Source organism: Paraburkholderia sp. A1RI_3L (assembly GCF_048957895.1).
Lineage (GTDB): Bacteria > Pseudomonadota > Gammaproteobacteria > Burkholderiales > Burkholderiaceae > Paraburkholderia > Paraburkholderia kururiensis.
In genome coordinates, this window is record NZ_JARCHA010000013.1 from 85,405 (window position 1) to 110,078 (window position 24,674).

A 24,674-nucleotide genomic window follows, 5' to 3' on the forward strand; every position below is an offset into this window, starting at 1 on the left:
GTGGGCTGCGGTCAGGCCTTGCCGCCGGCCGCCAGGGTTTGCGCCGTCGGCCTCTGCGGCGCGTGCGCCGGCCCGTCGGGCCGGGCATCACGGACGGGAGCGGCGAATCATGCAAGACATTCCCGACGGGTCGCGCGTTCCAGTCTGGTGCGCGGCCGTTTTCCTCGTTGCCATGCCGGTGACGGACGCCTTCGCCAAATCGGCATGCCCCGCTTACGTCGAACTGCCTTCGGGCAGCGCATTCGACATTGCCCACCTCGTCAAGGACGCCGGTTCGCCCGAGGCGGCACTCGGCAAAGTGCGCGACGCGCTGGCTCGAATCGATGCGGACGGCGGCTGTCCGCACTCGGTGCGCCCGCTCGTGTGCCAGGAAACGCTGGCCGTCGCGCGAAAAGCGATGGCGGCGCTGCAGGCCTGCTCGTCCTCGCTTTCCGCGCTGCCGCCCGTGCAGCAGACTACGCGCGACGCGGCACGGTAGGGGGCTGCGTGCGGGTTGCCGGCGCGGTTTGCCGAAGATCGGCTTGAAGGCTTGAATCCGTGAAGGCTCGAAGGCTCGACGCCGTGAAGGCGCATTGCCGCCGTTCCGCCGTGGCCTCGTTTTCGTCGAGCACCAGCCGAAGGCTTGAAAGATTTTGAAACGCGTGTAATGATAACGATTCGCATCTGGATGCGTGGCGACATGCCGCGCATCGTCCGATGATCGCAACGCAAAACTAATCGTAGCCAGCCTCGCACCTTCGCTCCGCGCGTAAAGGTCGCCCCGCCAGCCAGCATCGCGCCGCCCCCGGTTTCGTTCGACCGGTTGGCGCGTGTTCATCTTCGACGGGGATTCCATGTTCGACAAGAAGCCGCTGGCCACAGCGATGGCACTGCTGTGCGTCACATCGGCCGCCACGCACGCGTCCGCTCAAACCTCATCCGCATCCGCTGCTGCGGCGCCTGCCGGCGCCAGCGGGACGCGCAGCACTACCAGCACCGCTAGCGCCACCAGCACCACCAATACGGCCAGCGCCCACGCGAAGGGCAGCACCCAGCTTGCCAGCGAAGGCACTTTGCCTGCTGTCGTGGTGTCCAGTGCCACCGACCAGCAGGACTTCCAGGCCGACCGCGCGACCGTGGGCGCGAAGACGCCCACGTCGCTGCGGGACATTCCTCAGACCGTTACCGTCATCAACAAGGCGCTGCTCAACTCACAGGCCGCCACGTCGTTTCAGGACGCGCTGCGCAACGCGCCGGGCGTGACGATCGGCGGCGCGGAGGGCGGGCAGATCGGCAACAACGTGAACCTGCGCGGCTTCACGGCGCAAAACGACATCTATCTGGACGGCTTTCGCGACCGCAACCAGTACTATCGCGACACGTTCGACCTGGAAGCCGTGGAAGTGCTGTACGGGCCTTCGTCGATGCTGTTCGGCCGCGGCTCCACGGGCGGCGTCATCAACCAGGTCACGAAGAAGGCGAATCTCACACCTTCGGCGGAAATTTCCACGATGATCGGCACCGACGACCGCTACCGCACCGCAGTCGACGTGAACCGGCCGCTCACGGATACGTCGGCGATCCGGCTCAATGCGTTCGGCCAGTCGCTCGGCTCGAGCCGCGACGAGATGCACAACAAGGACTACGGTTTTGCGCCCGAAGCGCGCTTCGGTATCGGCACGCCCACCGAGATCACGCTGTCCGCGCTCATCCAGCACAACTACGATCAGCCCGACTACGGCGTGCCGCCGCTCAACGGCCATCCCGCGCCGGTTTCGCGGAACACGTATTACGGCATCACGTCGGACCGCACGATCCAGGACGTGCAGACGTTCAACGCGAGCATCAAGCACCGCTTCAACGACCACTTCACGATCACCAACCGCACGCAGATTTCGCACTCCATGACGGACGCGCGCGAAACCGCGCCGCAGGCGGTGCTCACGGGGCCGCTCGCCACGAGCACCGCGCTCTCGAACGGCAACTACACGCAGATTCCGCTGAGCCAGTTGTACGTGAAGCTGCAAAGCCACGACCGCGTGATCCAGAACCACGCCATCTACAACGACACGATGGCGCAGTACAAATTCACGACCGGTCCCGTTGCGCACGACCTGATCGCGGGCGTCGAACTGGGCCACGAGACGTACTCGAACCAGGCCTACACGCGCGGCAACCTGCCGGTGGTGTCGCTGATCGATCCGGTCTATCTGTCCGATCCGGCCGGCGTGACCACGACGAAGGGAAACTACGCGTCGTCGTCGGCGAATTCGATTGGGACCTACGTCAACGACACGGTCTCGCTCGGCCAGCACTGGAAGGTGGTGGGCGGGCTGCGCTGGGACCGCTACCAGGCGCATATCTCGAACACCATCAACGCGCCGGCCTATGCCGCGCAGACCAACAACTACACGAGCGTGCGCGGCGGCGTGATCTGGCAGCCGAGCGACTGGCAGTCGTATTACGCGTCGTACGGCACGTCGTTCGATCCGTCGCTGGAAGCGCTCACGGTCACGAATCTCACGCAGAACCTGCCGCCCGAAACGACGCGTTCGTTCGAAGTGGGCAGCAAGTGGGATCTGCTGAACGGCAACCTCTCGGTAACCTCGGCGCTGTTCCAGCAGGAAAAGCGCAACGCGCGAACCCAGGTGTCGTCGACGGAATACACGCTCGACGGCGACGTGCGCGTGAACGGTTTCCAGGCGAGCGCGACGGGCCGCCTCACGGAGCGCTGGCAGATCTTCGCGGGTTACACGTACATGGACGCGCGCATCGTCTCCGCACGCGACGGCACCCAGGGCCACGTGCCGGCCAATACGCCGCGCAACACGCTGACGCTGTGGAGCACCTATGCGATCACGCCGCACTGGCAGATCGGCGGCGGTCCGACCTACATGTCCGCGCGCTATGCGGCCAACACGAATCTCGTCGAGGTGGGCGGCTATACGCGCTGGGACGCGATGGCGGGTTATCACACGAAGCGCTACGACGTGCAGTTGAACGTGCTGAATCTGACGAACAAGCGCTACTACGACGCGCTGATTCAGTCGGACGGGGGCCGGTCGGTGCCGGGCATTGGGCGCACGCTGCTGGCGACGGCGAATTACCGGTTCTGAAGCCGGTCCTGAAGCCGGTTTTGAACGCGCTTTCAAGCTCGCCTCTGAACGCGGCGGGCGTCATTCAATCTGTATCGAAGGTCCACCCATGCTGCTGCCCATTCCCGATGTTTTGACCGCCGACCAGGTGCGCTACGTGCGCGAGCGTCTGGAAGGCGCAGGCGACGCGTGGGTGGATGGCCGCGCGACAGCCGGTTATCAGGGCGCGCCCGTGAAGCGCAACCAGCAGATCGCCGAGCATTCGCCGGTGGCGCGCGAACTGGGCGACGTGATCGTGGGCGCCATCGAGTGCAATCCGCTCTTCATCAGCGCGGCGCTGCCGAATCAGGTGTATCCGCCGCTTTTCAATCGCTACGAGAGCGGGATGACGTTCGGCAGTCACGTCGACGGCGCGGTGCGCGTACTGCCGAACGGCGTGAAGCTGCGCACCGACGTTTCGGCGACGCTCTTCCTCTGCGATCCCGACGAATACGACGGCGGCGAACTCGTGATCGAAGACACCTACGGCGTGCACCAGGTCAAGCTGCCGGCCGGGCACATGGTGGTGTATCCCGCAACGAGCCTGCATCAGGTGACGCCGGTCACGCGCGGCACGCGGCTCGCGAGTTTCTTCTGGGTGCAAAGCCTCGTGCGCAGCGACACGCAGCGCGCGCTGCTGTTCGACATGGACACGGCGATCCAGCGCCTCAATGCAACAGGCGCCGACGACGCGGCGCGCCGCAGCCTCGTCGGCTGTTATCACAACCTGCTGCGACTCTGGAGCGAGACGTAGGCCTGAACCGGTAGGACTAGACGGGCGGCCGCCTGCGTTATCCGGCTTTCTTCACCTGAAAGATCTTCACGGCTTCGGCCAGCGTTTGCGACTGTTCCTGCAGCGACCCGGCCGCCGCCGACGCCTGCTCGACGAGCGCCGCGTTCTGCTGCGTGGCGTTATCGATCTGCGCGATCTCGGTGTGAATCTGCTCGATGCCGGTGCGCTGCGCGGTCGTGGCCGTGCTGATCTCGCCCATGATCTGCTCGGCCTGCTTCACGCTCTTCACGATCTCTTCCATGGTGCGGCCGGCCACGTCCACGAGCCGCACACCCGTTTCGATGCGCTCCACGGAGCGGCTGATGAGCTCGTTGATCTCCTTGGCCGCCGTGGCACTGCGCTGCGCGAGCGCGCGCACCTCGGTTGCGACCACGGCGAAGCCGCGGCCCTGCTCGCCGGCGCGGGCGGCTTCCACCGCGGCGTTGAGCGCGAGGATGTTGGTCTGGAACGCGATGCTGTCGATCACGCTGATGATGTCGCCGATCTTCGTCGCGCTCGTGTTGATCTCGCCCATCGTCGCGACGACTTCGCTCATCGTGCGCCCGCCTTCGGTGGCCACTTCGCTCGCGGAGGCGACCAGATCGTTGGCCTGCGCGGCGTGTTCGGCGTTGTTCTTCACGGCGTCCGTGAGCGCGGCGATGGAATGCGCGGTGCGCTGCAGGCTCAGTGCCTGCTGCTCGGTGCGCGTGCTCAAGTCGTTGTTGCCGGCGGCGATCTCGCACGAGGCCTGCGCCACCGTTTCCGCGGACTGTCGCACTTCGGCGATGGTCGACTGGAGCTTCTTGCGCATCATGTTGAGTTCGTAGTTGAGCCACGCGATTTCGTCGCGACCGGCCGATTCGATCTTCGTCGCCAGATCGCCGCCCGCAATACGGCCCACGGTCGCCACCACGCCCTCGACCGGCGTCTTGATGGCGCGCCGGATGCCCCAGCCCAGCATCACGCCCACCGCGACCGCCAGCCCCGACGACACGATCACCACCGGCACGAGCGCGCTCGCCGCTGTGCTTGTGGCGGTGCCCGCGGCGTGCTCCGAGCTGGCGAGTTGCACCGCCCATAGCGCGGCGCCGCTCGCGCAGAGCACGAGCAGGATCATTGCGGCGAAGCCCGCGGAAATACGCGTCGTGAGACGGAAATTGGAGAGTCGGATCACAGTCACCTCGGTCACGCTTCTATAAAGGCTGCCAGGCACGCGGCTCGGGTGGCGCGTGCGGCATCGGCGCGATGTTCCATTCCGCGGCCGGCCAGCATCTACGCGTTATTACGGCAAGGCGGGGGACGGCGATTCACGGGGGTTTACGCGAAGCGTGCAACAGACTTGCAGCGTTTTTTCGGGCGATGCATAAGCGATCGTTTAGTCAATTCGCGCGGCGGCTTGGCGGGGCGCTTTCTGGGCCCGTCTTTGGACCGGTTTTTGGGCTGCTTTCGGGTCTGCTTTCCCGGTCGCTTGCCGGCGATGGCGGGCGGCTGCCCGTGCGGGGTGCTTTGCCTTCGTATTCGGGCAGGGGCGGGAGGTGCGCGTCGAGCCCGAGGCGGGTCATCAGGCGGCGCGCGTCGAACGGTGCGCGCACCTTCACGTCGTTGTCGAAATAGCAGAAGACATCGCGTTGGCCGCGCGGCTTCGGTGCCGGGCGGCCGATGCGCCGGGCGTCCGCGGGCTCCGCGCCCGCATGCCAGGCCGCGATCCGTTCGGCCCAATGGGCGAGGGCGTCGTCGGGATAGGCGCCGTGGTACATCTGCTCGCTGCCATGCAGCCGCAGATAGACGAAGTCGCTCGTCACGTCTTCGGCATAGGGCCACTTGCCGGCGGAATGCGCGAACACGAGTGCGATGCGATGGCGGCGCAGCAGATCGACGAAGGCTTCGCAGAGGAAGCTTTCGTGTCGGATCTCGATGGCGTGGCGCAGCGGCCGCTTGCGGTCGATAGCCAGAGTCGAGCGGCCGGCGACGCGCTCGTCGTGATGCTCGCGTGCGAAGTCGAGCGCCGCTTGCGTGTCGCGCGGCAGCAGGGCGAAGAAGTGCTCGAAGCGCTCGGCGTCGAACCGAAACGAGCCCGGAAACTGCCAGAGCAAGACGCCGAGTTTTTCCTTGAGTTGGAAGACGCCCGATGCGAGGAAGTTGCCAAACGCGGCTTCGATGTTCTTGAGGCGCAACCGATGCGTCAAGAAGCGCGGCGCCTTGACGGCGAAGACGAAGCCGGGCGGCGTCTGCTCGTAGAACCCGGCGTAATCGGACGGGCGCATCAGGCTGTAGAACGACCCGTTGATCTCGATGGTGGGCAACGCCTGCGCGGCGTAGTGCAGTTCCTGCGCCTGCCGCAGCCCGGGCGGATAGAACACGCCGCGCCAGGGCGCATAGCGCCAACCCGAAATGCCGATGCGGATGGTTTTCATGCCGTCCCCCTTGTTTCCCTTATCGCGGCGCGCCGGCGCCGGATATCGGGTGAGACAGCGTGAACGCGGATGGTGTTTCGCTGGCGAGCGAGCGCATTGGGGCGTGACGTCCCGAATGTTTGTTCGCAACTAACGGTCTGTCCCGCAGGGCACCTCCGAATCGGTTCCGGTCACCTGCCTGCTCGATCCATCGTGCTTCGCCGGCTGGCAAGCGACCGGGGTGGGCAGGTATGCCGGTCAGCGGTTCCCGTCAAGCAGGTCGTTCAGCAATTCGTCGAACGCTGCCTGGGCTTCTTCGAGCTCCTCCAGCGCGGCGTCGAACGTCTGCAAGGCGAGTTGCGACGGGCGTCCGTCGCCCTTGGGCGGAAACTGGGACTGAAGGGCGGCAAAGGTGGTGTGGACGCGCTGCGTCGCCGCGAGCACACGGTCCATTGCGCGGGTTTCTTCGGCTCGTGCTTCTTCGGGTGTCATGGATGCTCCGTCAGGTTCAAATCAGATTCGGGAAAAACGGCTCGCGTTCGGCGGGACCGTGGATCGGAGTGGATCGGGCGTGCGGCGCGCTGCGGAAGGCGACGGTGCGAGCGACGACGAGATCCGCCCGCAGGGCGGCAAGGTCTCTGCGGCGCGCCCGCCAATCCGTGCTGCTCACGGCACGGGCAGTCCGCCGTTGGCCTTCACTTCGCGCAGCGACAGCGAAGATTCCACGGACGTCACGCCCGGCAGGCAGCGAAGCTCGTCGCGCATGAACGTACCGTAGTCGTCCAGGTCGCGGGCAACGACCTGCAGGATGTAATCGGCACTGCCCGAGACGTTATGACACGACAGGATGCGGGGAATGGCCAACACCTCGCGTTCGAAGCGGTCGGCGAGCGCGCGGTCGTGGACGGCAAAGCGCACGTACACGAACGCCACCACACCGAGCCCGAGCGCTTCGCGCGAGAGCATGGCCCGATACCGCTCGATATAGCCTTCCTGTTCGAGTCGTTTCAGACGCCGCGCACAGGGCGTCTCGCTGAGCCCCACCGTTTCGGCGAGGCGCGCGTTCGGGATGCGGCCATCCGCCTGTACGGCGGAGAGGATGGCGCGGTCAATCCTGTCGAGTTCGGGGTTGTTCACGGCGAAAATGGAATTCTCGAAATTAAGTGTGGATGTTAGCGTATTCCTCCAGGCGAAGCCGGTCACGGAATGAAAGTCGCCAGACATCCCTCGTGTGGCGATAGCAAGATAGAGCCCGACAAAACGGGTTCCTGCCGGGGTTTTCTGCGATGGTTTCCACTCACCTTCTGGTCGTCTTCGTTGCCGCACTGATCGTTGTCTATGCCTTGCCGGGCCCCGACATGGCCTTGATCCTGCAAACCAGTATCGGACGAGGCGTGCGCAGCGGCCTCGCGGCCGCAGCCGGCCTGGGCACGGCGCGCGCGACGCATGTGACGCTGTCTGCGTGCGGCGTGGCCGCGCTGCTTCACAACGCACCCTGGCTCTACGAGGTGGTGCGGTATGCGGGCGCGGTTTATCTGGCATGGGTCGCCGTGCAGATATTCCGTTCGCCCGTGTTTGCGTTGCCGGGGGCCGGAGCTGGCGATAGTCGCGCGGCCACGCCTCGTCAGCCTGCGGCCAGCGCAGCCGCGGTGTCGGCGGCGCTGCAGCGGCCGCGGCGCGTCGACTTCGTCAAGGGGCTGCTGACGAACCTGCTCAACCCGAAGGCCCTGCTGTTCTGCTCAGTCCTATTGCCCCAGTTCGTGCGTGCCGACGCTGGCCCCGTGGCGTTTCAGGTCACGGAGCTGGGCGTCGTGCTGGTCACAATGGGCGCGTGCTTCGACGCCCTCTACGTGCTGGGGGCGGCACGCATCGCGAACTGGGTCCGCGCGCATCCACTCGCGCAGACTGCGCAGCGCTGGGCATTTTCCGCTGCGCTGATCGGGTTCGCGGTGCGACTCTCGCTCGATTGAGGCGATTGTTGAGGCGATTTGGGCGATCGAGACCGCCGCAGCGGCACTCTCCAACGCCTTCTACATCTTCAAGCGCCCCGCTTTGCTCCGAGGTAATCCAGCTTGCCCAGTTCCACACCGTTGTGGCGGAGGATGTCGTAGGCCGTGGTCACGTGGAAGAAGAAATTGGGCAGCACGAAGTGCAGCAGATAGCTCATGCCCGTGAACTCGATGGGGCCGGTGCGCATCTTGAGCGTGATCGTGCGTTCTTCGGAGCCGTCGATCTGCGCGGGCTTGAATTCCTTCAGGTAATCGATCGTCTTCTGGATGCGGGCCTGCAATTCGTCGAACGTGAATTCGACGTCCTCGTAGCGCGGCGCTTCCACGTCGGCCAACCGCGCGGCACAGCCTTTGGCGGTGTCGGTCGCGATATGGATCTGGCGCGCGAGCGGCAGCATGTCCGGGAACAGGCGTGCGCCCGTGAACACCGAAGGATCGATCTGCTTTTCGGCCGCGTGCGCTTCGCCTTTGCCGAGAATGGCTTGCAGGTTGGTCAAGCCGTGCAGCAGCACGGGCACCGATGCTTGATACATGGAAATGGACATGGGAATTCCTCGTTCTTCGATGGTGTGCGCCGCGCTTCGCCCGGTTGCGCACTGCGACGCACCGGAAGCTGCGGGCGGCCCATTATGCGTCATCTTCTGAATGCGTCGCCATCGGCCATACGGACAGGTGCCGGTGCGCAGGAACTGTGCTTGAATGGTTTTGTCGGACGGTTCTGCGCTATCCCACTGAAACGAAATTCCCCTCGGGTTCGAGTCGCAGCGTGCGTGCTGCGGCCGTGCCCGGCGCGGGCAACGCGTGGCTACCGTCGTGCATTCCGGAGGTGTCGAAACCATGGCGAAACATCCGCTGGCAGGAAGTGAGCGTGCAGTTGCTGAAGGATCAAAGGTGGTTGGGCATTGCGACCCGGCCGAGGTAATCGAGGTGGTGGTCATGCTGCGTCGCCGGGACGAACCGGCGTTCCACGCGCTCATGCAGAAGCTGGAGTCCGGCGCCCCGGACGCGAAGCCGCTTTCGAGGGAAGAGTTCGCGAAGCGCTTCGGCACGCCCGCTGACGACCTTGCCAAGGTGCAGGCTTTCGCGGCGCAGCATGGGTTGGCCGTCGTCCGTTCCGACGCCGCCGCGTGCACCGTCGTACTGAAGGGCACGATTGCCGAATTCCAGAAGGCGTTCGACGTCGAATTGCAGCATTACGAGCATCACACCATCGGCCGCTATCGCGGGCGCACCGGGCCGGTCAACTTGCCAGACGATCTGCACGGCGTCGTCACCGCCGTGCTCGGGCTGGACAATCGTCCGCAGGCGCGGCCGCACTTTCGTATCCGCCCCCCGTTCCGGCCGGCCCAGGCGCGCGAAACCGCGTCGTTCACGCCGCCGCAGTTGGCCGCGCTCTACGAGTTTCCGGCTGGCGACGGCGCCGGCCAATGCATTGGCGTTATCGAACTGGGCGGCGGATATCGCAACGCCGACCTGCAGCAGTATTTCTCGAGCCTCGGCGTGCCGGCGCCGAAGGTGGTGGCCGTGGGCGTGGACCAGGGCAGCAATCGGCCGACAGGCGACCCGGGCGGGCCCGACGGCGAAGTAGCGCTCGATATCGAGATCGCGGGCGCCGTTGCGCCGGGCGCGACCATCGCCGTCTATTTCACCCAGAACAGCGATGCCGGCTTCGTCGACGCGGTGAGCCGTGCGGTGCACGACACCACGCACAAGCCATCCGTCATCGCGATCAGTTGGGGAGCACCGGAAACGGCGTGGACAGCGCAATCGCTGCAGGCCTTCAACAACGTGCTGCAAGCCGCGGTCGCGGTGGGCGTCACGGTATGTGTGGCATCGGGCGACAGCGGATCGAGCGACGGCGTGAGCGACGGCGCAGATCACGTCGACTTTCCCGCGTCGAGCCCTTATGTGCTTGCCTGCGGCGGCACGAGCGTGCAGGCATCGGGTCAGTCGGTGACGAGCGAAACCGTCTGGAACGACGGACCTTCAGGCGGCGCGGGCGGTGGCGGGGTGAGCGGGGCGTTCCCGGTCCCTGCCTGGCAGGAAGGCTTGAGCGTAACGCGAACCGGTGGTTCGAAAATTGCGCTTTCCGGTCGCGGTGTGCCCGATGTTGCGGGAGACGCATCGCCGGCAACGGGCTATGAAGTGCTGGTGGACGGCGCGCAAACGGTGGTGGGCGGAACGAGCGCCGTGGCGCCGTTGTGGGCGGGACTGATCGCGCGCATCAATGCAGCGAAGGGCCAGCCGGCCGGGTTCATCAATCCGAAGCTGTATAAGGCTCAACGCGTGTGCAACGACATCACCCAGGGCAACAACGGCAGTTTCGAGGCGGCGCCGGGCTGGGACGCCTGCACGGGGCTTGGCAGCCCCAATGGTCAGAAAATCGCCGCGGCTCTATAGTCGTTGGCGAACGTGGTGTGGTGAAAGGGCCGCCGGCTTGCCGGCGGTTTCCGTCTGGCGCGGCTCGCCACCGGGCGGTCGCGTGGCGTGAAAACGCATAACGAATCCGATGGAGCGATCATGACGAACCCCGATTCAGCTTCCGGCAGTGTGCAGTCGTCCCACAATTCCCACGCGTCGCCCGCATCGCGCGCGTCGGTAGCCTCCGCGGCTTCGTCCGCACTGGCGGCACCTTCTCCGGCGCCGGTGCCGTCGTCGCCGGCAGCGCACCGCAGCGGCGACCAGCCATTCTTCGACCCCGTCGCCTACGGCAACGGTCCCGACGATTCGGTTACGGATACGAGCGAGAGCGCGGCCATTACGAAGCATTCCATCGTGATTGGCGGCAAGAAGATCAACTACACGGCCACGGCGGGCCATCTCGTCACGGTCGACCCGAGCAGTTCGCTGCCGAACGCCAGGATCTTTTATGTGGCGTTCACCGAAGACGGGCAGAAAGAGGAAGCGCGGCCCGTCACGTTCTTCTATAACGGCGGGCCGGGCTCGTCTTCAGTGTTCGTCCTGCTTGGCTCGTTTGCGCCGAAGCGCATCAAGACTTCGATGCCGGGTTTCACGCCGCCCGCGCCGTATCAGCTCGAAGACAACCCAGACAGTCTGTTGGACAAGAGCGACCTCGTGTTCATCAACCCGGTGGGCACAGGCTATTCGGCAGCCATCGCGCCGCACAAGAACCGGGATTTCTGGGGCGTGGACAAAGACGCCGACTCCATCAAGCAGTTCATCAAGCGGTTCCTCACGAAGAACAACCGCTGGAATTCGCCGAAGTATCTGTTCGGCGAGTCGTACGGCACGGCGCGCAGTTGCGTGCTCGCGTACCGCTTGCATGAGGACGGCGTGGATCTGAACGGCGTCACGCTGCAGTCGTCGATCCTCGACTACACACAGGCGGGCAATCCGGTGGGTGCGCTGCCTACGGCAGCAGCGGACGCGTGGTATCACCGCAAACTCGGCGTGGCGCCCACACCAACGGACCTGGGTGCGTTCGTGGAAGAGGTCGCGCAGTTCGCGCGCACCGACTATCTCGCCGCTCTGCGCAAGTTTCCGTCCACCGACGACGCCACGGTGGAAAAACTCTCCGAGTACACCGGCATCGACAAGACGACGCTGCTTGCATGGAGTCTCGACGTTGCAGCCTACGACAGCCGCGGCAATTCGCTCTTCCTGACGACGTTGCTCAAGTCGAAGGGCGTGGCGCTGGGCGCCTATGACGGTCGCGTCACCGCTATCGATACCGGCATTGCCGGCAAGATCGATCCGAACTCGGGCGGCAACGATCCGACCATGACGGCGGTGAGCGGCGTCTATACCGCGATGTGGAACCAGTACCTGAACGAGCAGCTCAAGTACACGTCGAACTCGTCGTTCACGGATCTGAACGACCAGGCGTTCCTGAACTGGGACTTCAGCCACATCGACCCAACGGGCGAACAGAAGGGCCTGGACTCGAAGGGCAACATCGTGCTTTATACGGCGGGCGATCTCGCGGCCGTGATGGCGCTCAACGTCGATCTCAAGGTGCTTTCGGCAAACGGCTTCTACGACTTCGTCACGCCGTTCTACCAGACGGTGCTCGATCTCCAGCAGATGCCGCTCGTGAGCCAGTCGGTGCGGCAAAACCTGTCGGCGCGGTTCTACCCATCGGGGCACATGGTCTATCTGGACGGCGGATCACGTACCGCGCTCAAGGCTGACCTCGCGAAGATGTACGACGCAACCGTGTCCGACACGGCGGCGGTGGGCCGCATTCGGGCGCTCCAGGCACGCAAGGCGAGTTAGCGGCGTCGCGGTTAAGCGCCAGGCGTCAGGTGGCGGCGTTGCGCTTGCCGTCGGTCTCGGTGGCGGCAAGCGCGATGCATCGGCGATGCATTGGCGGTGTGTCGACTGCGGTGGTGTCGCGCACTATTCCGGCTTCGCTTTCGACAAGCTCACCGGCTTGTGCTGCAACCAGTTCAGCGCCTGGCTCAACATGAAGTCGCCGGGTTTGCCAGTACACCACTGGCTGAGTCGTCGGCCGCCTACCGACGCTCGGGTTGGACGACTGCGCACGTTGAGCCTCGATTGTCTGCAGTTGCCCTGTGACCTCACGCGCATGCGTTTGCTCCAGCGCGGTGTCCGGGCGACCGGCCTGGCTCGATAGATGGCGATCGAGATCGATCTCCCTCACGGCAGGCAGGTCGCCGGAGTGATCGGGCGGGTGGTCGTCCACGGGCAGATCCGGTTGAACGCCCACGTTCTGGATGGACCGGCCCGTAGGCGCGTAGTAGCGCGCGACGGTCAGCATGAGGCCGGCGCCGCCCGTCAAGGGAGCAGTCACCTGGATCGTCGCCTTGCCGAACGTTGCGCTGCCCATCACGACGGCGATGTGTGTCCTGCAACGCTGCGGCAGCCGAAGCCTGGTGCCGGGCGCTCCAACGTGACGTTGTTCTGGTGAATGAATGCGCGCGTCAGAACGAAGGTCATCGACCGGTCTTCTGCCGGCCGGTAGACGAGTCGCACGGTTTTCAGGCGAGGCAATTGCCGCATTACGCGGGGCGCGACGTGACTCGCGCCCCCACGATTATTCGCCTGACCGGCCGCGGCCTATCCATCGATCAAGCAGCTTGCCCGCCGCCTCGCGGCCCCCCAGACCGAACGAGAGCGCGACAGCGATGGCGATTGCGCCGAGCACGAGGCCGAACGCGAGTTGCACGATCTCGTTGGCAATGCCCATCGCACGAAGCCCCATCGCGAACACGAGGCCCAGAATGGCGAACTGCGCGATGCGGGCGAACAACTCGCTATGTTCGTTGTCCGCTTGCTGGATGACGCGACGCGCGAGATTCGAGAGCCAGAAACCGATCACGAGGATCACGCCGCCCATCAGCACATGGCCGCCGAACTCGATGAACAGTGTCACGACGTCGCGTACCTGCGCGAAGCCGAGCCGGTTGGCGGCCTCGACTGTCGCGAACAGCATTGCGAAGAACACGATCAGACGCGCGGCCAGCACGGACGGCTGGAGCATGCCGGAGAACACGCGCTCAAGACCCAGTGCGGCGGGTAGCCCGTCGACGCCCGCGGCGACGAGCAGCTTTTGCGCGAGCGCGGCAACGAAGCGCGCAACGTAGAACGTGACCGTCACGATCACGATGGCCGCAAAGAGGTCCGGCACCGCGCCGAGAAACTGGTTGAGCATGTTGGTGGCAGGGCCCGAGAGCGCCTCGATTTTCAGGGCATCGAGCGCGGAGATCAGCGTGGGCACGAATACGAACACGTAGACGAGGGTGCCAACGAGGCTCGATACGCGCACCGGCGTCGGGCTGTCCAGGTTCTGCGCCAGCTTGTCCGCGCCCGCCGCGGCGAGCAGGTTGGTCACGAGCCCGCGCAGCACGCGCGCGACGATCCAGCCCACGAAGCCGATCACCGCCGCCGCAAAGAGGTTCGGCACGACGCCGAGCAGCTTGTCGATCATGCCTTGCACGGGCGCGAGCAGCCCGGACAGCGCAAACGCGGACAGTACCGCGGGCAGGAACATCAGGATCACGAGCCAGAACAGAACGTCGCCCAGATAGCCGCTCACCGGCGCGATGCCCGCGCCGCCCGTGAGCTTGTCGTCGAACTTGCCCGATCTCAGCGCGCGGTTCGCCAGACTACGCAGTAGCGATGCGACGAGCCACGCGATCAACGCGAGCGTGACGCCGCCGATCAGGTTCGGAAGGTAATCCACCATCCGCGCAATGAGCGCGGAAAAGGGATTCGAGACAGCGGAGAGATTCAGCGCGTTGAACACGCCGACGACGGTGACGAGCATCGCAAACCAGAACACGCCCGCCGCGATGCCCTGTTCGACGCGAATCACCTGACCTGTGCCGTGCGCGATCTGCTGATTCACCTTCAACGCGGACAGGAGCTTGCGTACGGCCACTCGAAGAATCGCGGCGACGATCCAACCGACGATCAAAAGACCAATGGCTCCGGCGATCTTCGGTAGAAAACCTCCCAAGGCGGCCAGCAATGGCGAAACGAAACTGGATACGTCCATTTTTTTATTCCCTCCCCGTCGTTGAAACACAATTTGGACTACGTAGGACATCAGCAATAGAACCTGCTCGCTGAGCATACATCGCGGTAGCGCTGACAGGTGCCGGATTTGACTATTCGTGACAATGCGGCATCGGATCTTTTTGAGCGTGCCCCCCGCTCGAGTGCGCCTCGCAGCTCGGCCATGGAGGAAGAGATGGCTAGCGAAATGCGCTTGGCCTGAGCGCCGACCGGAGTTCAGAAATATTCACAGTCTCCATGCGTGCGTGCGTGCGGCATAAGTCAAGAATTGCCCTCTCGCCTTAAGGGCGCGTTAAGGGTGCGTTAAGGGCGTCACGACATAACTTCCAGGAGGCAGATTCATGAGCCGTACGCGCCTTGTCACGAAGTTGTGTCGTCTCGCACGCGGGAACATTCGACACACTACGACTCCTTGCAGATCCAACGGTCGGTCAGCCGAAGCGAATGCTTGAGCATGCATCGCAAGCTTTGCTCCGGCAGCCTGTTCGCAAGGCGGCGCGTGAGCAACGGAATCGTCGAATACGTGCGTCAGCAGCGAAGCTCTGCCGGCTGCTGCGGTACTCGGGGTAGCGGCTCATCGGCGTTGCGCAGTGATCGTCGATCCAGTGTCGCTGGCCTTGATCGTGGTTGTCGGCGCCCGCTCCGCGCAGCGTGAACGTCCGAATGTGCTTGGTTGTTGGCATGCCCATTGCCAGGCGATCGGGTGAGGCCGATCACACCGGCCGTCGACTCGCTGTAGTGCGACGCGTTCGGATTGCCTTCCTTGCCGGCCACCGAGGCGATGTTGACGATTGACGATACGTCCCAAGCCCTTTGCCACCATGTGCGGTACCACGCTGCGGCACGTGAGGTAGGAGCCGATCAGATTGACTTCGATCATTCGATCACGCGTCGCCACACGGCCGGCTCCAGTTGCCGGTGTTCCGTTCGCGTGCCGCTTGCCCGCGGACCGCCGACCGCCGGCCACCTCGGGGCGCTCGCGAACAAGCGGCGTGAAGAACGACACGATTCTGTTTTTCAGATGGACAAGTGCCATGTCTTCGATGGCCAAGGGGGGTGCCAATTTGACGCTGTGAATGGCGGGTGTGGCGCATAGGCGCTGGCCCCGACGCTGCCGCGGCGCATGCGACCACGGCAGTCTTTCACGACGCAGCCATCCTCGATATGTTTTAATTGCCTTCAACTCATCCATTCCGCATCCATGGTGTGCCGACCAATGAACGCAGGGAAAACAGCCAGCACAGGAAACACATCGGACGCAGACACAGAAGAGAATCGCCAGACGGCGCGCCTGTCGCCTGGTGGAGGCGTGAAGACGCTGCGTGAGCGGAGAGTACGCACCGTACTCGCACTCGCAATCGGGCTGGTCGGCATGCAGGGCATGCACACTGCGTGGGCGCAAGACGCGGCGCTGCTCGACGATCGTGTGACGCAGCACTCAGTTGCCGACACGATCTGCCGGCCCGGCTATGCCGACGCGGTGTCTCCGTCGCTCGACAGCATCATGGCCCGCAAAGACCGCATGCTGGCGAAGCACGGTATCGATGCCGAGGACGGCACCTCGTACGCGCTGGATCGCCGCGTGCCTATCGTGCTGGGTGGTTCTCCGGACGCTGCCGCGAATTTCGAGCTGCGCCCATGGGCCGGGCACGCCGGCGAGCGCCGCAAGGAATTGCTGACCGCGAGGCTGAAGCGATGCGTGTGCGCGGGGCGCATGACGCTGGCCGAGGCACAGGCCGCCATCGTCGGCAACTGGCCGGCGCGGTACGGGCGTCTTGCGCGCCGCTGCGATGGAGAGCTTGACGACGGCGCGAGCGCGAGTGCCGAAAGGTCTGGCGACAACGGCTCTTGAGAGGCTTAGGGTGCTGGGATTCCTCAGCACGAGCCTGCGTTAATAGCGGGAGCGCGTGCCAGTGCGCGAAGCGAGTGAAGCGCTCGAAGCGCACCACGCGAACGCCACGTGCTCACGACGTCAGGCGCCCCGCGCAAACATGATGCCTCGGCACCGGCCTCGCCGTAGCCCCCACGCTTGCCCGTCGACGCGTTGACTTCACCCGTCGCGGCCGGGCCACTCATCGTATGGCGTGTAAGGCAATGCGCGCTTGTGCCGCGTGACGTCATAGAAACGGAGGATGGTCTCGCGCGCCTCTTCGCTCACGGGCTTGCCTTCCAGAAAATTGTCGATGACCTCGTAGGTCACGCCATAAGCCTCTTCGTCCGGACGCTGCGGCCGTAACGTTTCGAGATCCGCGGTGGGAATCTTCTGCGTCAGCGCTTCGGATGCGCCCATCGCTTTCGCTACCGCGCGCACCTGCCGCTTGTCGAGGCCGGCCAGCGGCAGCACGTCGGCGCCGCCGTCGCCGTACTTCGTGAAGAAACCCATGACGGATTCCGCGGCGTGATCGGTGCCGATCACGATGCCCGTGCGTGCGCTCGCCACCGCGTATTGCGCGATCATCCGCTGCCGCGCCTTGACGTTGCCGTGCACGAAGTCCTGTTGTTCGTGGCTCGCGAATGAAAGGCCGCTTGCGGCCAGCGAGGTCATCATCGCGTCCGCGGCCGGGCGCACGTCGACGGTCAGCGTTTCGTCGGCGCGTACGAACGCAAGCGCTTGCCGGGCATCGGCTTCGTCGTGTTGCGTGCCATAGGGCAGACGCATCGCGACGAAGCGTGCCTCATAGTTGTCGGCGCGCAGCCGCTCCACCGCCAGTTGTGCGAGTCGCCCGGCCGCGGCCGAGTCGATCCCGCCGCTGATGCCCAGCACGTAGGCTTTCAATCCGTTAGCACGCAGATAACGCGCGAGAAACGCGACGCGCCGTTCGATTTCGGCGGCGGGATCGATGTCGGGCGTCACGTGCATTTCCGCGCGGATGCGCGCCTCGTGCGCGGCATGATTCGATGGCTTCATGGGGCGATCTCCTTCGTGGCCTCGTGGGCAGCGGATGTCATCCATCTGCTCCACACTACTCAAGATTGGCCAGGCCAGTTGTTTCGGGCATGCATCATGCGTGATTGTTCATGATGCGACCTCGATGCGCGGCCTTACGACGCGCGCGTCGATGCGCCTGAACGCACTAGCCTTCATGATACGCAGAAGCCTGTTTTCGAATACGTCATGAAACAGAACGGACAAACTTGTGCCGGCACGGGCTGTATCGGCACACACGGGGAAGGTATGGACAATCGCCACGAAAGTGATCGCGCGCCGGATCGCCGCATGTTGCCGGCGAAAGCTCGGGCGCAGTCACGATGGGCCGCGCACGTCGTCGCGACGTTCTTTGTCTGCCTCACGACCGGTGCGGTCGCAACGGCCGCATTGGCGCAGTCGTCGCTGCCGGCGTCGTCCGCATCGTTGCCGCCATCCGAACCACCTGCGCAGGCCGCATCGAGCCTGTTCGTTCCCGAAGGCGCAAAGCCCGGCGACCCCAACGCGGCCCTGAAGATGCGCGACGCCTTCGCGCACGAAGTCACGCGCCGTCTCGACGTGCCCGACGCGGATCAGCGCTTCTATGCCGGCCAGTTGCAGGGCGCGCTCGCTGCGCACAACCTGGGGAGCCTTGCGGGCGAGTACGTCGTGCTCGTGGATCGCAACGAGAACGTGCAGGCGCTCTTCATCTACTATCGCGCGCTGCCCGTGGAAGGGTGGCAACTGCTCGGCGCGTCACCGGTCGCGACCGGTCTGCCGGGCCAGTACGATCACTTCGTCACGCCGCTCGGCGTATTCGAGCACACGCCGGCGAACATGGACTTTCGCGCGGAAGGCACCATGAACGAGAACGGCGTGCGCGGTTATGGCCAACGCGACATGCGCATTTTCGATTTCGGCTGGGCCGAGGCCGAGCGCGGGTGGGGCAAGGGCGGCACCTCGCAGATGCGCTTCCAGATGCATGCGACCGACCCCGATCGCCTCGAGCCGCTGCTCGGCGTCCGGCACTCGAAGGGCTGTGTGCGCATCCCCGCGTCGCTCAATGCGTTCCTCGATCACTACGGCATTCTCGATGCCGAATACGAAGCGACCGTCGAAGCCGGCAAGCCGCTGTGGGTGCTGCATGGAGATCGCGTCGTCACGCCGTGGGCCGGGCGCTATCTCGTGGTCGTGGACTCGGAGCGCAAGGTACGCCCGGCATGGTCGCCCTTGCCGGGGCCGAAGGCGGGAGCCAACTTGCCGCCGGGCGGCGACACGGCGGATTGAGCGCGAACGGCCGAAGCGGCATCGAGAGGAAGCCGGCACCGCCCGAGCGGACGTGACGCTCCGAGTGGAGCGGATGCCCCGCGCCAGTGATCGGCGCTTCACGACCGGGCCAGCGTCACCCCTGCAAGCGCCAGTACGAAGCCGGCAATCTGCACCGGCAGCAGCGTCTCGCCGAACCCGAGATACCCCTCGACGGCCGCGAGCGGCGGTGCAAGAAAGAGCAGCGCAGTGGCGCGCGCGGCATCGCCACGCCGAACCATCCACACGAGCAGCGTGACGCTCATGCCGGAGAGCATGACGATGCCCCACGCGAGCGAAGCCCACAGTGCCGGCGAAGGAATCCAGCGATGCTCGCCGAGCGCAAGCGCGAGCAGGCACGCGACGAGCGCGGCGCCAAAGTTCTGCACGGCGCTGGCGCTGCGTAGGTCGGCCCTTGCGAGCGACGTCTTCTGAAACAGCGTGCCGGCGGTAATGGCGCCCACCGCGAGAATCGAGACGGCCACGACGAGCCACGGCGGCGCGGCGCCGTGCGTCACCTGCCCGGCAGGCGCGGTGATTTTCGGCGCGAGGACCAGCGCGACGCCGGCAAGGCCGAGCGCCATGCCGGCCCAGCCACGTCGATGCAGCCGTTCGCCGAAAAGCGGAGCCGCCGCAGCCGCCGTGAAAAGCGGCTGCAATGCCCCGAGCAGCGCCATGACGCCGGCACTCAGCCCTTGCGCGACGGCCCAGTATCCGGCGCCGAGGTACACGCCCTGCAGCAGGGCGCCCGCGAACAGATGCTTGCCGAGGTCGCGTCCCGAAGGCCAGCGTGCCCGCGCCGCGAGAGCCGCAAGCGCGAACAGCAGGGCGGTACCGCCGAAGCGCGCGAGCAGGAACAGGTTGGGGTCGGCGAACGGCGTGATGGCGCGGGCGACAACAAAGCCCGTGGACCAGAGCACGACGAACACGGCGGCAGCCAGCGTGGCAATGAGCATGGGCATGGGTGGGGCAATCGGGCGTGGGCAGTCGAAAGCCCGCAGTATCGCGTGAGGCCCGGGGCCGCGTCTTGTTCAGTCGTGCAATGCCGGCGTATGTGTGGCCCGTGCGGCCCGTGCGGCCTGTGCCGGCTTCGATCCGGCGCAGCGGTTATTCGATGGAAAAGGTATCCACCGGCTGATTCGTGCTGGTGTCGCCGGCAAAGCGCGTGCGCAACTGCTCGTAGAGCCGGCGCGCCTCGTCCAGCGTGAGATCGATCCAGTAAGGATCGCCGGCTGCGTCATTGAGCCGTTCGGGTGGAAACTGGATTTCGACCGCAATTCCCTTTCGGTACACGTCGCGTGCTCCTTTGAACTGACGAGCGCGCAGTGTAGCAACGCAACCGCCCCCGATTCGTGCCCGCTGCGAAATGCAGTCCTGCCGATCGCGGCTTGACGAAGTCCGAATTTCCTTCGCGATTCGCACGCGAACCGAACGCCGCTTAGCTTTGCCGCTGCGCGAACTCCGGCGTGAAGCGGCAGCCCAGCCGGTAACGCGAGCCGGGATGCACGAAGCGTGCGTAGGTCACCGCGACGCCGTTCGACCACGTGCGGCGCACGAGCGTGAGACAAGGCTCGCCCGGCGAGATGTGCAGAAGCTCGGCTTCTTCGGGCGTGGGCAGGCCGGCATCGACCACGTGCTCGATGTCGTGCACGGGCACGACCGCATAGAGATATTCGGACGGCCGCACCGTCGAAAAGTCCTGCTCGATGAAGGCCGGCGCCACGGCGGGATTCACGTAGCGGTCTTCCAGTTGCACGGGCAAGCCGTTCTCGCGATGCACGCACGTCACGTGAAAAACCGACGCGCCCGCGGGCAACTCCAGCGCGTTCGAGACTACGAGCGGCGCCGTCTCCCGTTGCGTGAGCAGCGTTTCGCAGGCGTATTCGTGACCGCGCGAGCGGATCTCGTCGCCGATGTGGGCGATCATCAGCAGCGTGGATTGCGGCTTGGCCTCCGCGACGAACGTGCCCACGCCCGAAAGCCGCGTAAGCCAGCCTTCGCCCGTGAGCTCGCGCAGCGCGCGGTTCACGGTCATGCGCGAGACGCCGAGCGAGGCCACCAGATCGTTTTCGGATGGAATGCGGTCGCCGGGCTGCCAGGTGCCCGCTTCGATCGAGGAGCGGATGTAGTGCTTGACCTGCTCGTAGCGGGCCACCGGCGCGTCGCCAGCATGTGCCGGGCTGGCCGCCCCGGCTTTCTCGCGTGCCCCGTGGTGCGTGGTGACGGACATCGCGCAGCCTCCTCGTTCAGTGATGCGTGTAATGCGTCGATAAAGCTCGCGTTGGGCACGCGCGCGGATAGCGCGCGCAACAGCGGCGCGTGCTGCGGATGAGCCTCGCCAAGCCTTCGAGGCTCATGCCGTGCCCAGCGCGCCGGGCGCAACAGTCGCCGCGATGTCCGCCGTTCGCCATCATGCCGCGCCCCGGCCTACGTCCGGGCCCGCGTCTGGGCCCGCCTCTTCCGCGCGCGTCCAGAACGCATTGCGGTCGAAGTAGTTCTGCAGAAACTGCCGCAGCCGCGGATGCGAAGCGTCGTGAAACACCTCGCGCGGATTGCCTTGCACGGCGATGCGGCCCTGGTCGATGAACACGACCTTGTCGGCCACCTGCGCCGCAAAACCCATTTCGTGCGTGACGACGGCCATCGTCATACCGTCGCGCGCAAGCTGCTTCATCACCTGCAGCACTTCGCCGACGAGTTCGGGGTCGAGCGCGGACGTCGGCTCGTCGAACAGCATGATGTGCGGCTCCATGGCGAGCGCGCGGGCTATGGCCACGCGCTGCTGCTGGCCGCCCGAAAGCTTCGCGGGGTAGGCGTCGCCCTTGTGCGAAAGGCCCACGGTTTCCAGCATCGCGCCCGCGCGGCGCCGTGCTTCGTCGTGCGGCAGGCCGCGCACGCGCACAAGCGCTTCCATGACGTTGCCGAGCGCCGTCATGTGCGGCCACAGGTTGAACTGCTGGAACACCATGCCCACGTTGCGCCGCACGCGGTTGATCTCGGCCGCGGTGGCGCGCACCCGCCGGCCGTTGCGTTCGCTATAGCCGAGCAGTTGCCCTTCGATGAGCACCTCGCCCTCGTCGTAGGTTTCGAGCGCGGCGAGGCAGCGCAGCAGCGTGCTTTTGCCCGAACCGGATGGCCCGATGATGCAGACCACTTCGGAACGCGCAATGTCCAGGTTCACGCCGCGCAGCACGTCGACGTCGCCAAAGCGCTTGCCGAGCCCGCGCACTTCGATGAGCGGCGTCGCGCGGCCGGCGGCTTGCGCCGGCGCGCCGGAAGAGGAGGAGGGCAGGTCGGTCATGACGTTCATCGGGTTGTTCCGCTTGTTCCGGATCCTTCCGGGATGTTCCGCTTTGCTGGTGATCGGGCCGGGAATCGCGAGGCAGGCAATCGTGAGACAGCAAGTTGTGAGGCAGCAGTCAGAGCGCGAGGCGCGTGAAGGCAGTCTTCACGCTCAGGCCATAAACCGTGCGAGCCGCGCCTCGGCCCACTGCCCGGTGCGCGACGCGAGTTCCACCAGCACGAGATAGCAGACGCACAGCGCGAGCAGCGTTTCGACGAAGGCAAACGTGGCGGAGCCGATGCCGGTCAGCACGAACGTCAGCTCGGGCACGGTGACGATCGAAAGCACCGCCGTTTCCTTGCTCAGCACGATGATGAGGTTCACGAGCGCCGGCACGATCAGCACGGCCATCTGCGGCAGCTGGATGCGCCACACCGCTTGCCAGCGCGTGAAGCCGAGGCACGACGCCGCTTCCAGATGTCCGCGCGGCACCGAACGAAAGCCCGCGCGAAACACCTCGGCGAAATAGGCGCTGCCGTACACGCCGAGCCCGAGCACACCTGCGGTAAGCGGCTCGAGCGTGATGCCGAATGACGGGCCGCCGTAGTAGAGCAGGAACAGCTGCACGAGAAACGGCGTGCCGCGCAGCAGTTCGATGTAGACGCGCAACGCGCCGCGCACCCATCGTCCGCAGAAGAGTTGCAGCAGCGCGATCACGAAGCCGAGCACGATGCCGATGGCGACGCCGGCAAGCCACGTGCCGAGCGTCATCGCGAAGCCCGCGCCGATGGCGGGCAGGTTGTGCGTGATGACGGTGGGATCGAGCTGCTGCATGGCGGTCTGTGCGGTGGGCGGCGTGCGCTAACTCTGCTGCAGGCGTTCGTCGGCGGCGTGCGCCACGAGCGCGAGCGTGCCGCAGATCACGAAGTAGATGAGCCCCGCGGCGACGTAGGCTTCGAGCGGACGATACGTGCTCGCGGCGATGTTCTGCGCCGTGCGCGTAATTTCGGCCACGCCCACCACGGAAATCAGCGACGACGCCTTGATGAGCAGCACCATCTCGTTGACGAGCGAAGGCAGCGTGAGGCGAAACGCCTGCGGCACGAGAATGCGGCGCAGCGTGTCGAACGAACCGAGCCCGAGCAGCCGCGCGGCCTCGATCTGTCCAGGCGGAATGCTGAGGAATCCGCCGCGCAGAATCTCGGAAATGTACGAGGCCGAACAGAGCGACACGGCGCTGATGGCGGCCACGAGCGGCGGCACGTTGATGCCCGCGAACGGCAGCAGGTAGTAGACCAGCAGCAGTTGCACGAGCATCGGCACGCCGCGAAAGAAGAACACGTAGGCGCCGGCAAAAAGCCGTGCGGCGCGATGCGACGAAAGCCGCGCCGCGCACACGCCCACCGCGACGAAGAAGCCGATCACGAGCCCGGCGAGCGAAATCGAGACAGTGGCCACCGCCGCGTGCAACAGCAGCGGCAGCCCCTGCACGAACGCGCTCAGGCTGAACATGTCAGGAGTTCAGTAGTTCGGGGAGGGCATCGTGGAGGGCACGTCCATCGCGACGCCGAACCACTTCTTCTGCAGCGCCGCGAGCCGGCCGTCCTTGTTCATCTTCACGAGCGCTGCGTTGAAGGCGTCGGCGAGCGGCTTGCTGTCGGCGTCCTTGCGCAGGCAGTACGCGAAGTAGACCTTCGCGCCGAACGGCGGCTGCACCACCGCGAACGTTTCGGGCCGCTGCTTCGCGACATACGCGATGTTGGTCATCGAGTTGGCCACGGCCACGATGCGCCCGGCGGCGAGGTCCGCGTAGGCCTGGTTGTTGTCCACGTATTCGCGAATCTCCGGCGCCTTCGGCAGCGTGGCGACATAGCTCTTCAACTGATCGAGCTGCGCCGAGCCCTTGCCCGCGCCCACGGTCTTGCCCGCGATGTCGGACGACTGCTTGATGCTGGTGTCGTTGGCGCGCTTGAGCAGCGCGTCGGTGGCGTCGGCGATGGGCAGCGTGTACGTGTAGCGTTCCATGCGCGCCTTCGTGACCGTGAGCGGACCGCCCACCATGTCGAACTTGCCCGCTTCGAGGCCCGGCAGCACGCTGGGCCACGGCAGGTCGATGAAGCGCACCTTCACGCCGAGTTCCTTGCCGACCTCGGCGAACAGGTCTTTGTTGAAGCCCGCTTGCTGGCCGTTTTCGAGGAAGTCGAACGGCGCGAACTGCATCTCGGTGCCGACAACGAGCTCGCCGGCTTTCTTCACCTTCGTGAGCTGATCTTCGGCGTAGGCCGCGATGCTCGCGGAACACAGCGCGAGCATCAGCAAACCACGCTTCCAGCCTGCAGCGATCTTCATGGGTCTCTCTCCGGGTGGCAAAGCGAAAGTCGCGCGGGAACGCG

General features: G+C 65.5%; 23 protein-coding genes and 2 pseudogenes. 8 read left to right on the forward strand and 17 right to left on the reverse strand.

All coding sequences use genetic code 11. From position 1 onward, the window contains the following. Positions 1 to 109 precede the first annotated feature (109 nt). The 3 genes from PXJ20_RS27445 (at position 110) to PXJ20_RS27455 (ending at position 3,867) form a co-directional block, all read left to right on the forward strand. A complete protein-coding gene (locus PXJ20_RS27445; RefSeq protein WP_199541265.1) occupies positions 110 to 478 on the forward strand; it encodes a hypothetical protein in 369 nt (122 codons plus the stop codon). A gap of 355 nt (positions 479 to 833) precedes the next feature. Next, a complete protein-coding gene (locus tag PXJ20_RS27450; protein WP_421032529.1) occupies positions 834 to 3,095 on the forward strand; it encodes a TonB-dependent receptor in 2,262 nt (753 codons plus the stop codon). An 88-nt stretch (positions 3,096 to 3,183) separates the two neighbouring features. Next, a complete protein-coding gene (locus PXJ20_RS27455; protein WP_199541267.1) occupies positions 3,184 to 3,867 on the forward strand; it encodes a Fe2+-dependent dioxygenase in 684 nt (227 codons plus the stop codon). A gap of 37 nt (positions 3,868 to 3,904) precedes the next feature. Here PXJ20_RS27455 and PXJ20_RS27460 read toward each other — a convergent pair whose 3' ends face one another. From PXJ20_RS27460 to PXJ20_RS27475, 4 genes are all read right to left on the reverse strand, one after another. Beyond that, a complete protein-coding gene (locus PXJ20_RS27460; RefSeq protein ID WP_421032528.1) occupies positions 3,905 to 5,059 on the reverse strand; it encodes a methyl-accepting chemotaxis protein in 1,155 nt (384 codons plus the stop codon). Positions 5,060 to 5,264: 205 nt separating this feature from the next. Next, on the reverse strand, positions 5,265 to 6,299 hold the full coding sequence (locus PXJ20_RS27465) for a DUF72 domain-containing protein (RefSeq protein ID WP_421032527.1): 1,035 nt from the start codon (positions 6,297 to 6,299) through the stop codon (positions 5,265 to 5,267). A gap of 237 nt (positions 6,300 to 6,536) precedes the next feature. Beyond that, positions 6,537 to 6,770: a hypothetical protein gene (locus PXJ20_RS27470; RefSeq protein ID WP_042303213.1), complete on the reverse strand. Its 234-nt coding sequence runs from the start codon at positions 6,768 to 6,770 to the stop codon at positions 6,537 to 6,539. 174 nt (positions 6,771 to 6,944) lie between these two features. Beyond that, on the reverse strand, positions 6,945 to 7,502 hold the full coding sequence (locus tag PXJ20_RS27475) for an Lrp/AsnC family transcriptional regulator (RefSeq protein ID WP_421032526.1): 558 nt from the start codon (positions 7,500 to 7,502) through the stop codon (positions 6,945 to 6,947). A 62-nt stretch (positions 7,503 to 7,564) separates the two neighbouring features. Here PXJ20_RS27475 and PXJ20_RS27480 point away from each other — a divergent pair, with 62 nt between their 5' ends. After that, positions 7,565 to 8,248 (forward strand): LysE family translocator, encoded by a 684-nt coding sequence (locus tag PXJ20_RS27480; RefSeq protein ID WP_421032525.1) that lies wholly within the window; start codon positions 7,565 to 7,567, stop codon positions 8,246 to 8,248. Positions 8,249 to 8,316: 68 nt separating this feature from the next. Here PXJ20_RS27480 and PXJ20_RS27485 read toward each other — a convergent pair whose 3' ends face one another. Continuing rightward, on the reverse strand, positions 8,317 to 8,832 hold the full coding sequence (locus tag PXJ20_RS27485) for a DUF1993 domain-containing protein (protein WP_017778295.1): 516 nt from the start codon (positions 8,830 to 8,832) through the stop codon (positions 8,317 to 8,319). A gap of 292 nt (positions 8,833 to 9,124) precedes the next feature. On the opposite strand from PXJ20_RS27485, the gene PXJ20_RS27490 reads away from it, so the two are divergent. Both PXJ20_RS27490 and PXJ20_RS27495 read left to right on the forward strand, forming a co-directional pair. Further along, a complete protein-coding gene (locus PXJ20_RS27490; protein WP_421032524.1) occupies positions 9,125 to 10,687 on the forward strand; it encodes a S53 family peptidase in 1,563 nt (520 codons plus the stop codon). Positions 10,688 to 10,807: 120 nt separating this feature from the next. Continuing rightward, positions 10,808 to 12,523: a S10 family peptidase gene (locus tag PXJ20_RS27495; protein WP_421032523.1), complete on the forward strand. Its 1,716-nt coding sequence runs from the start codon at positions 10,808 to 10,810 to the stop codon at positions 12,521 to 12,523. A 25-nt stretch (positions 12,524 to 12,548) separates the two neighbouring features. On the opposite strand, the gene PXJ20_RS27500 is transcribed toward PXJ20_RS27495, so the two are convergent. The 4 genes and pseudogenes from PXJ20_RS27500 to PXJ20_RS27515 form a co-directional block, all read right to left on the reverse strand. Further along, positions 12,549 to 13,262, reverse strand: a complete 714-nt coding sequence (locus PXJ20_RS27500; RefSeq protein WP_421057453.1) for a S41 family peptidase — start codon at positions 13,260 to 13,262, stop codon at positions 12,549 to 12,551. A 42-nt stretch (positions 13,263 to 13,304) separates the two neighbouring features. Beyond that, the gene (locus PXJ20_RS27505; protein ID WP_421032522.1) at positions 13,305 to 14,768 is read right to left on the reverse strand and encodes a mechanosensitive ion channel; all 1,464 of its coding nucleotides are present in this window, start codon (positions 14,766 to 14,768) and stop codon (positions 13,305 to 13,307) included. Positions 14,769 to 15,324: 556 nt separating this feature from the next. Further along, positions 15,325 to 15,477, reverse strand: a pseudogene (locus PXJ20_RS27510) (L-rhamnonate dehydratase); the annotation flags it as partial. Between the two features lies 1 nt (position 15,478). Then, positions 15,479 to 15,703, reverse strand: a pseudogene (locus PXJ20_RS27515) (SDR family NAD(P)-dependent oxidoreductase); the annotation flags it as partial. A gap of 394 nt (positions 15,704 to 16,097) precedes the next feature. Between PXJ20_RS27515 and PXJ20_RS27520 the strand changes: the two are divergent. Then, entirely contained in the window at positions 16,098 to 16,640 is a 543-nt protein-coding gene (locus PXJ20_RS27520) for a hypothetical protein (protein ID WP_421032521.1), read from the forward strand. 198 nt (positions 16,641 to 16,838) lie between these two features. Here PXJ20_RS27520 and nadE read toward each other — a convergent pair whose 3' ends face one another. Further along, positions 16,839 to 17,696 (reverse strand): ammonia-dependent NAD(+) synthetase, encoded by an 858-nt coding sequence (nadE, locus tag PXJ20_RS27525; protein WP_421032520.1) that lies wholly within the window; start codon positions 17,694 to 17,696, stop codon positions 16,839 to 16,841. A 309-nt stretch (positions 17,697 to 18,005) separates the two neighbouring features. On the opposite strand from nadE, the gene PXJ20_RS27530 reads away from it, so the two are divergent. After that, complete coding sequence (locus PXJ20_RS27530) at positions 18,006 to 18,980, forward strand: L,D-transpeptidase (protein WP_421032519.1); 975 nt, start codon at positions 18,006 to 18,008, stop codon at positions 18,978 to 18,980. Between the two features lie 98 nt (positions 18,981 to 19,078). Here the strand turns inward: PXJ20_RS27530 and PXJ20_RS27535 are convergent, their stop codons facing one another. The 7 genes from PXJ20_RS27535 to PXJ20_RS27565 all read right to left on the reverse strand — a co-directional run bounded on the left by PXJ20_RS27535 (position 19,079) and on the right by PXJ20_RS27565 (position 24,630). Further along, positions 19,079 to 19,960: a DMT family transporter gene (locus tag PXJ20_RS27535; RefSeq protein WP_421032518.1), complete on the reverse strand. Its 882-nt coding sequence runs from the start codon at positions 19,958 to 19,960 to the stop codon at positions 19,079 to 19,081. A 145-nt stretch (positions 19,961 to 20,105) separates the two neighbouring features. Beyond that, positions 20,106 to 20,291 carry a hypothetical protein gene (locus PXJ20_RS27540; RefSeq protein ID WP_017778305.1) on the reverse strand — a complete coding sequence of 62 codons (186 nt, stop codon included), beginning with the start codon at positions 20,289 to 20,291 and terminating at the stop codon, positions 20,106 to 20,108. 145 nt (positions 20,292 to 20,436) lie between these two features. Then, positions 20,437 to 21,228, reverse strand: coding sequence for a histidine utilization repressor (hutC, locus tag PXJ20_RS27545; protein ID WP_017778306.1), 792 nt, complete (start codon positions 21,226 to 21,228; stop codon positions 20,437 to 20,439). 180 nt (positions 21,229 to 21,408) lie between these two features. Continuing rightward, entirely contained in the window at positions 21,409 to 22,308 is a 900-nt protein-coding gene (locus tag PXJ20_RS27550) for an amino acid ABC transporter ATP-binding protein (protein ID WP_421032517.1), read from the reverse strand. Positions 22,309 to 22,452: 144 nt separating this feature from the next. Next, on the reverse strand, positions 22,453 to 23,115 hold the full coding sequence (locus tag PXJ20_RS27555) for an amino acid ABC transporter permease (protein WP_017778308.1): 663 nt from the start codon (positions 23,113 to 23,115) through the stop codon (positions 22,453 to 22,455). A 27-nt stretch (positions 23,116 to 23,142) separates the two neighbouring features. Next, the gene (locus PXJ20_RS27560) at positions 23,143 to 23,793 is read right to left on the reverse strand and encodes an amino acid ABC transporter permease (protein ID WP_017778309.1); all 651 of its coding nucleotides are present in this window, start codon (positions 23,791 to 23,793) and stop codon (positions 23,143 to 23,145) included. A gap of 9 nt (positions 23,794 to 23,802) precedes the next feature. Next, positions 23,803 to 24,630, reverse strand: coding sequence for a transporter substrate-binding domain-containing protein (locus PXJ20_RS27565; protein ID WP_421032516.1), 828 nt, complete (start codon positions 24,628 to 24,630; stop codon positions 23,803 to 23,805). Positions 24,631 to 24,674: the final 44 nt, after the last annotated feature.

What these genes read in the sequence shown, in the direction of transcription:
- PXJ20_RS27445 (WP_199541265.1), top strand. Translation starts at nt 110, where the DNA reads ATGCAAGACATTCCCGACGGGTCGCGCGTTCCAGTCTGGTGCGCGGCC.
- PXJ20_RS27450 (WP_421032529.1), top strand. Translation starts at nt 834, where the DNA reads ATGTTCGACAAGAAGCCGCTGGCCACAGCGATGGCACTGCTGTGCGTC.
- PXJ20_RS27455 (WP_199541267.1), top strand. Translation starts at nt 3,184, where the DNA reads ATGCTGCTGCCCATTCCCGATGTTTTGACCGCCGACCAGGTGCGCTAC.
- PXJ20_RS27465 (WP_421032527.1), bottom strand. Translation starts at nt 6,299, where the DNA reads ATGAAAACCATCCGCATCGGCATTTCGGGTTGGCGCTATGCGCCCTGG.
- PXJ20_RS27470 (WP_042303213.1), bottom strand. Translation starts at nt 6,770, where the DNA reads ATGACACCCGAAGAAGCACGAGCCGAAGAAACCCGCGCAATGGACCGT.
- PXJ20_RS27475 (WP_421032526.1), bottom strand. Translation starts at nt 7,502, where the DNA reads ATGTCTGGCGACTTTCATTCCGTGACCGGCTTCGCCTGGAGGAATACG.
- PXJ20_RS27480 (WP_421032525.1), top strand. Translation starts at nt 7,565, where the DNA reads ATGGTTTCCACTCACCTTCTGGTCGTCTTCGTTGCCGCACTGATCGTT.
- PXJ20_RS27485 (WP_017778295.1), bottom strand. Translation starts at nt 8,832, where the DNA reads ATGTCCATTTCCATGTATCAAGCATCGGTGCCCGTGCTGCTGCACGGC.
- PXJ20_RS27490 (WP_421032524.1), top strand. Translation starts at nt 9,125, where the DNA reads ATGGCGAAACATCCGCTGGCAGGAAGTGAGCGTGCAGTTGCTGAAGGA.
- PXJ20_RS27495 (WP_421032523.1), top strand. Translation starts at nt 10,808, where the DNA reads ATGACGAACCCCGATTCAGCTTCCGGCAGTGTGCAGTCGTCCCACAAT.
- PXJ20_RS27505 (WP_421032522.1), bottom strand. Translation starts at nt 14,768, where the DNA reads ATGGACGTATCCAGTTTCGTTTCGCCATTGCTGGCCGCCTTGGGAGGT.
- nadE (WP_421032520.1), bottom strand. Translation starts at nt 17,696, where the DNA reads ATGAAGCCATCGAATCATGCCGCGCACGAGGCGCGCATCCGCGCGGAA.
- PXJ20_RS27530 (WP_421032519.1), top strand. Translation starts at nt 18,006, where the DNA reads ATGTTGCCGGCGAAAGCTCGGGCGCAGTCACGATGGGCCGCGCACGTC.
- PXJ20_RS27535 (WP_421032518.1), bottom strand. Translation starts at nt 19,960, where the DNA reads ATGCCCATGCTCATTGCCACGCTGGCTGCCGCCGTGTTCGTCGTGCTC.
- hutC (WP_017778306.1), bottom strand. Translation starts at nt 21,228, where the DNA reads ATGTCCGTCACCACGCACCACGGGGCACGCGAGAAAGCCGGGGCGGCC.
- PXJ20_RS27550 (WP_421032517.1), bottom strand. Translation starts at nt 22,308, where the DNA reads ATGAACGTCATGACCGACCTGCCCTCCTCCTCTTCCGGCGCGCCGGCG.
- PXJ20_RS27555 (WP_017778308.1), bottom strand. Translation starts at nt 23,115, where the DNA reads ATGCAGCAGCTCGATCCCACCGTCATCACGCACAACCTGCCCGCCATC.
- PXJ20_RS27560 (WP_017778309.1), bottom strand. Translation starts at nt 23,793, where the DNA reads ATGTTCAGCCTGAGCGCGTTCGTGCAGGGGCTGCCGCTGCTGTTGCAC.
- PXJ20_RS27565 (WP_421032516.1), bottom strand. Translation starts at nt 24,630, where the DNA reads ATGAAGATCGCTGCAGGCTGGAAGCGTGGTTTGCTGATGCTCGCGCTG.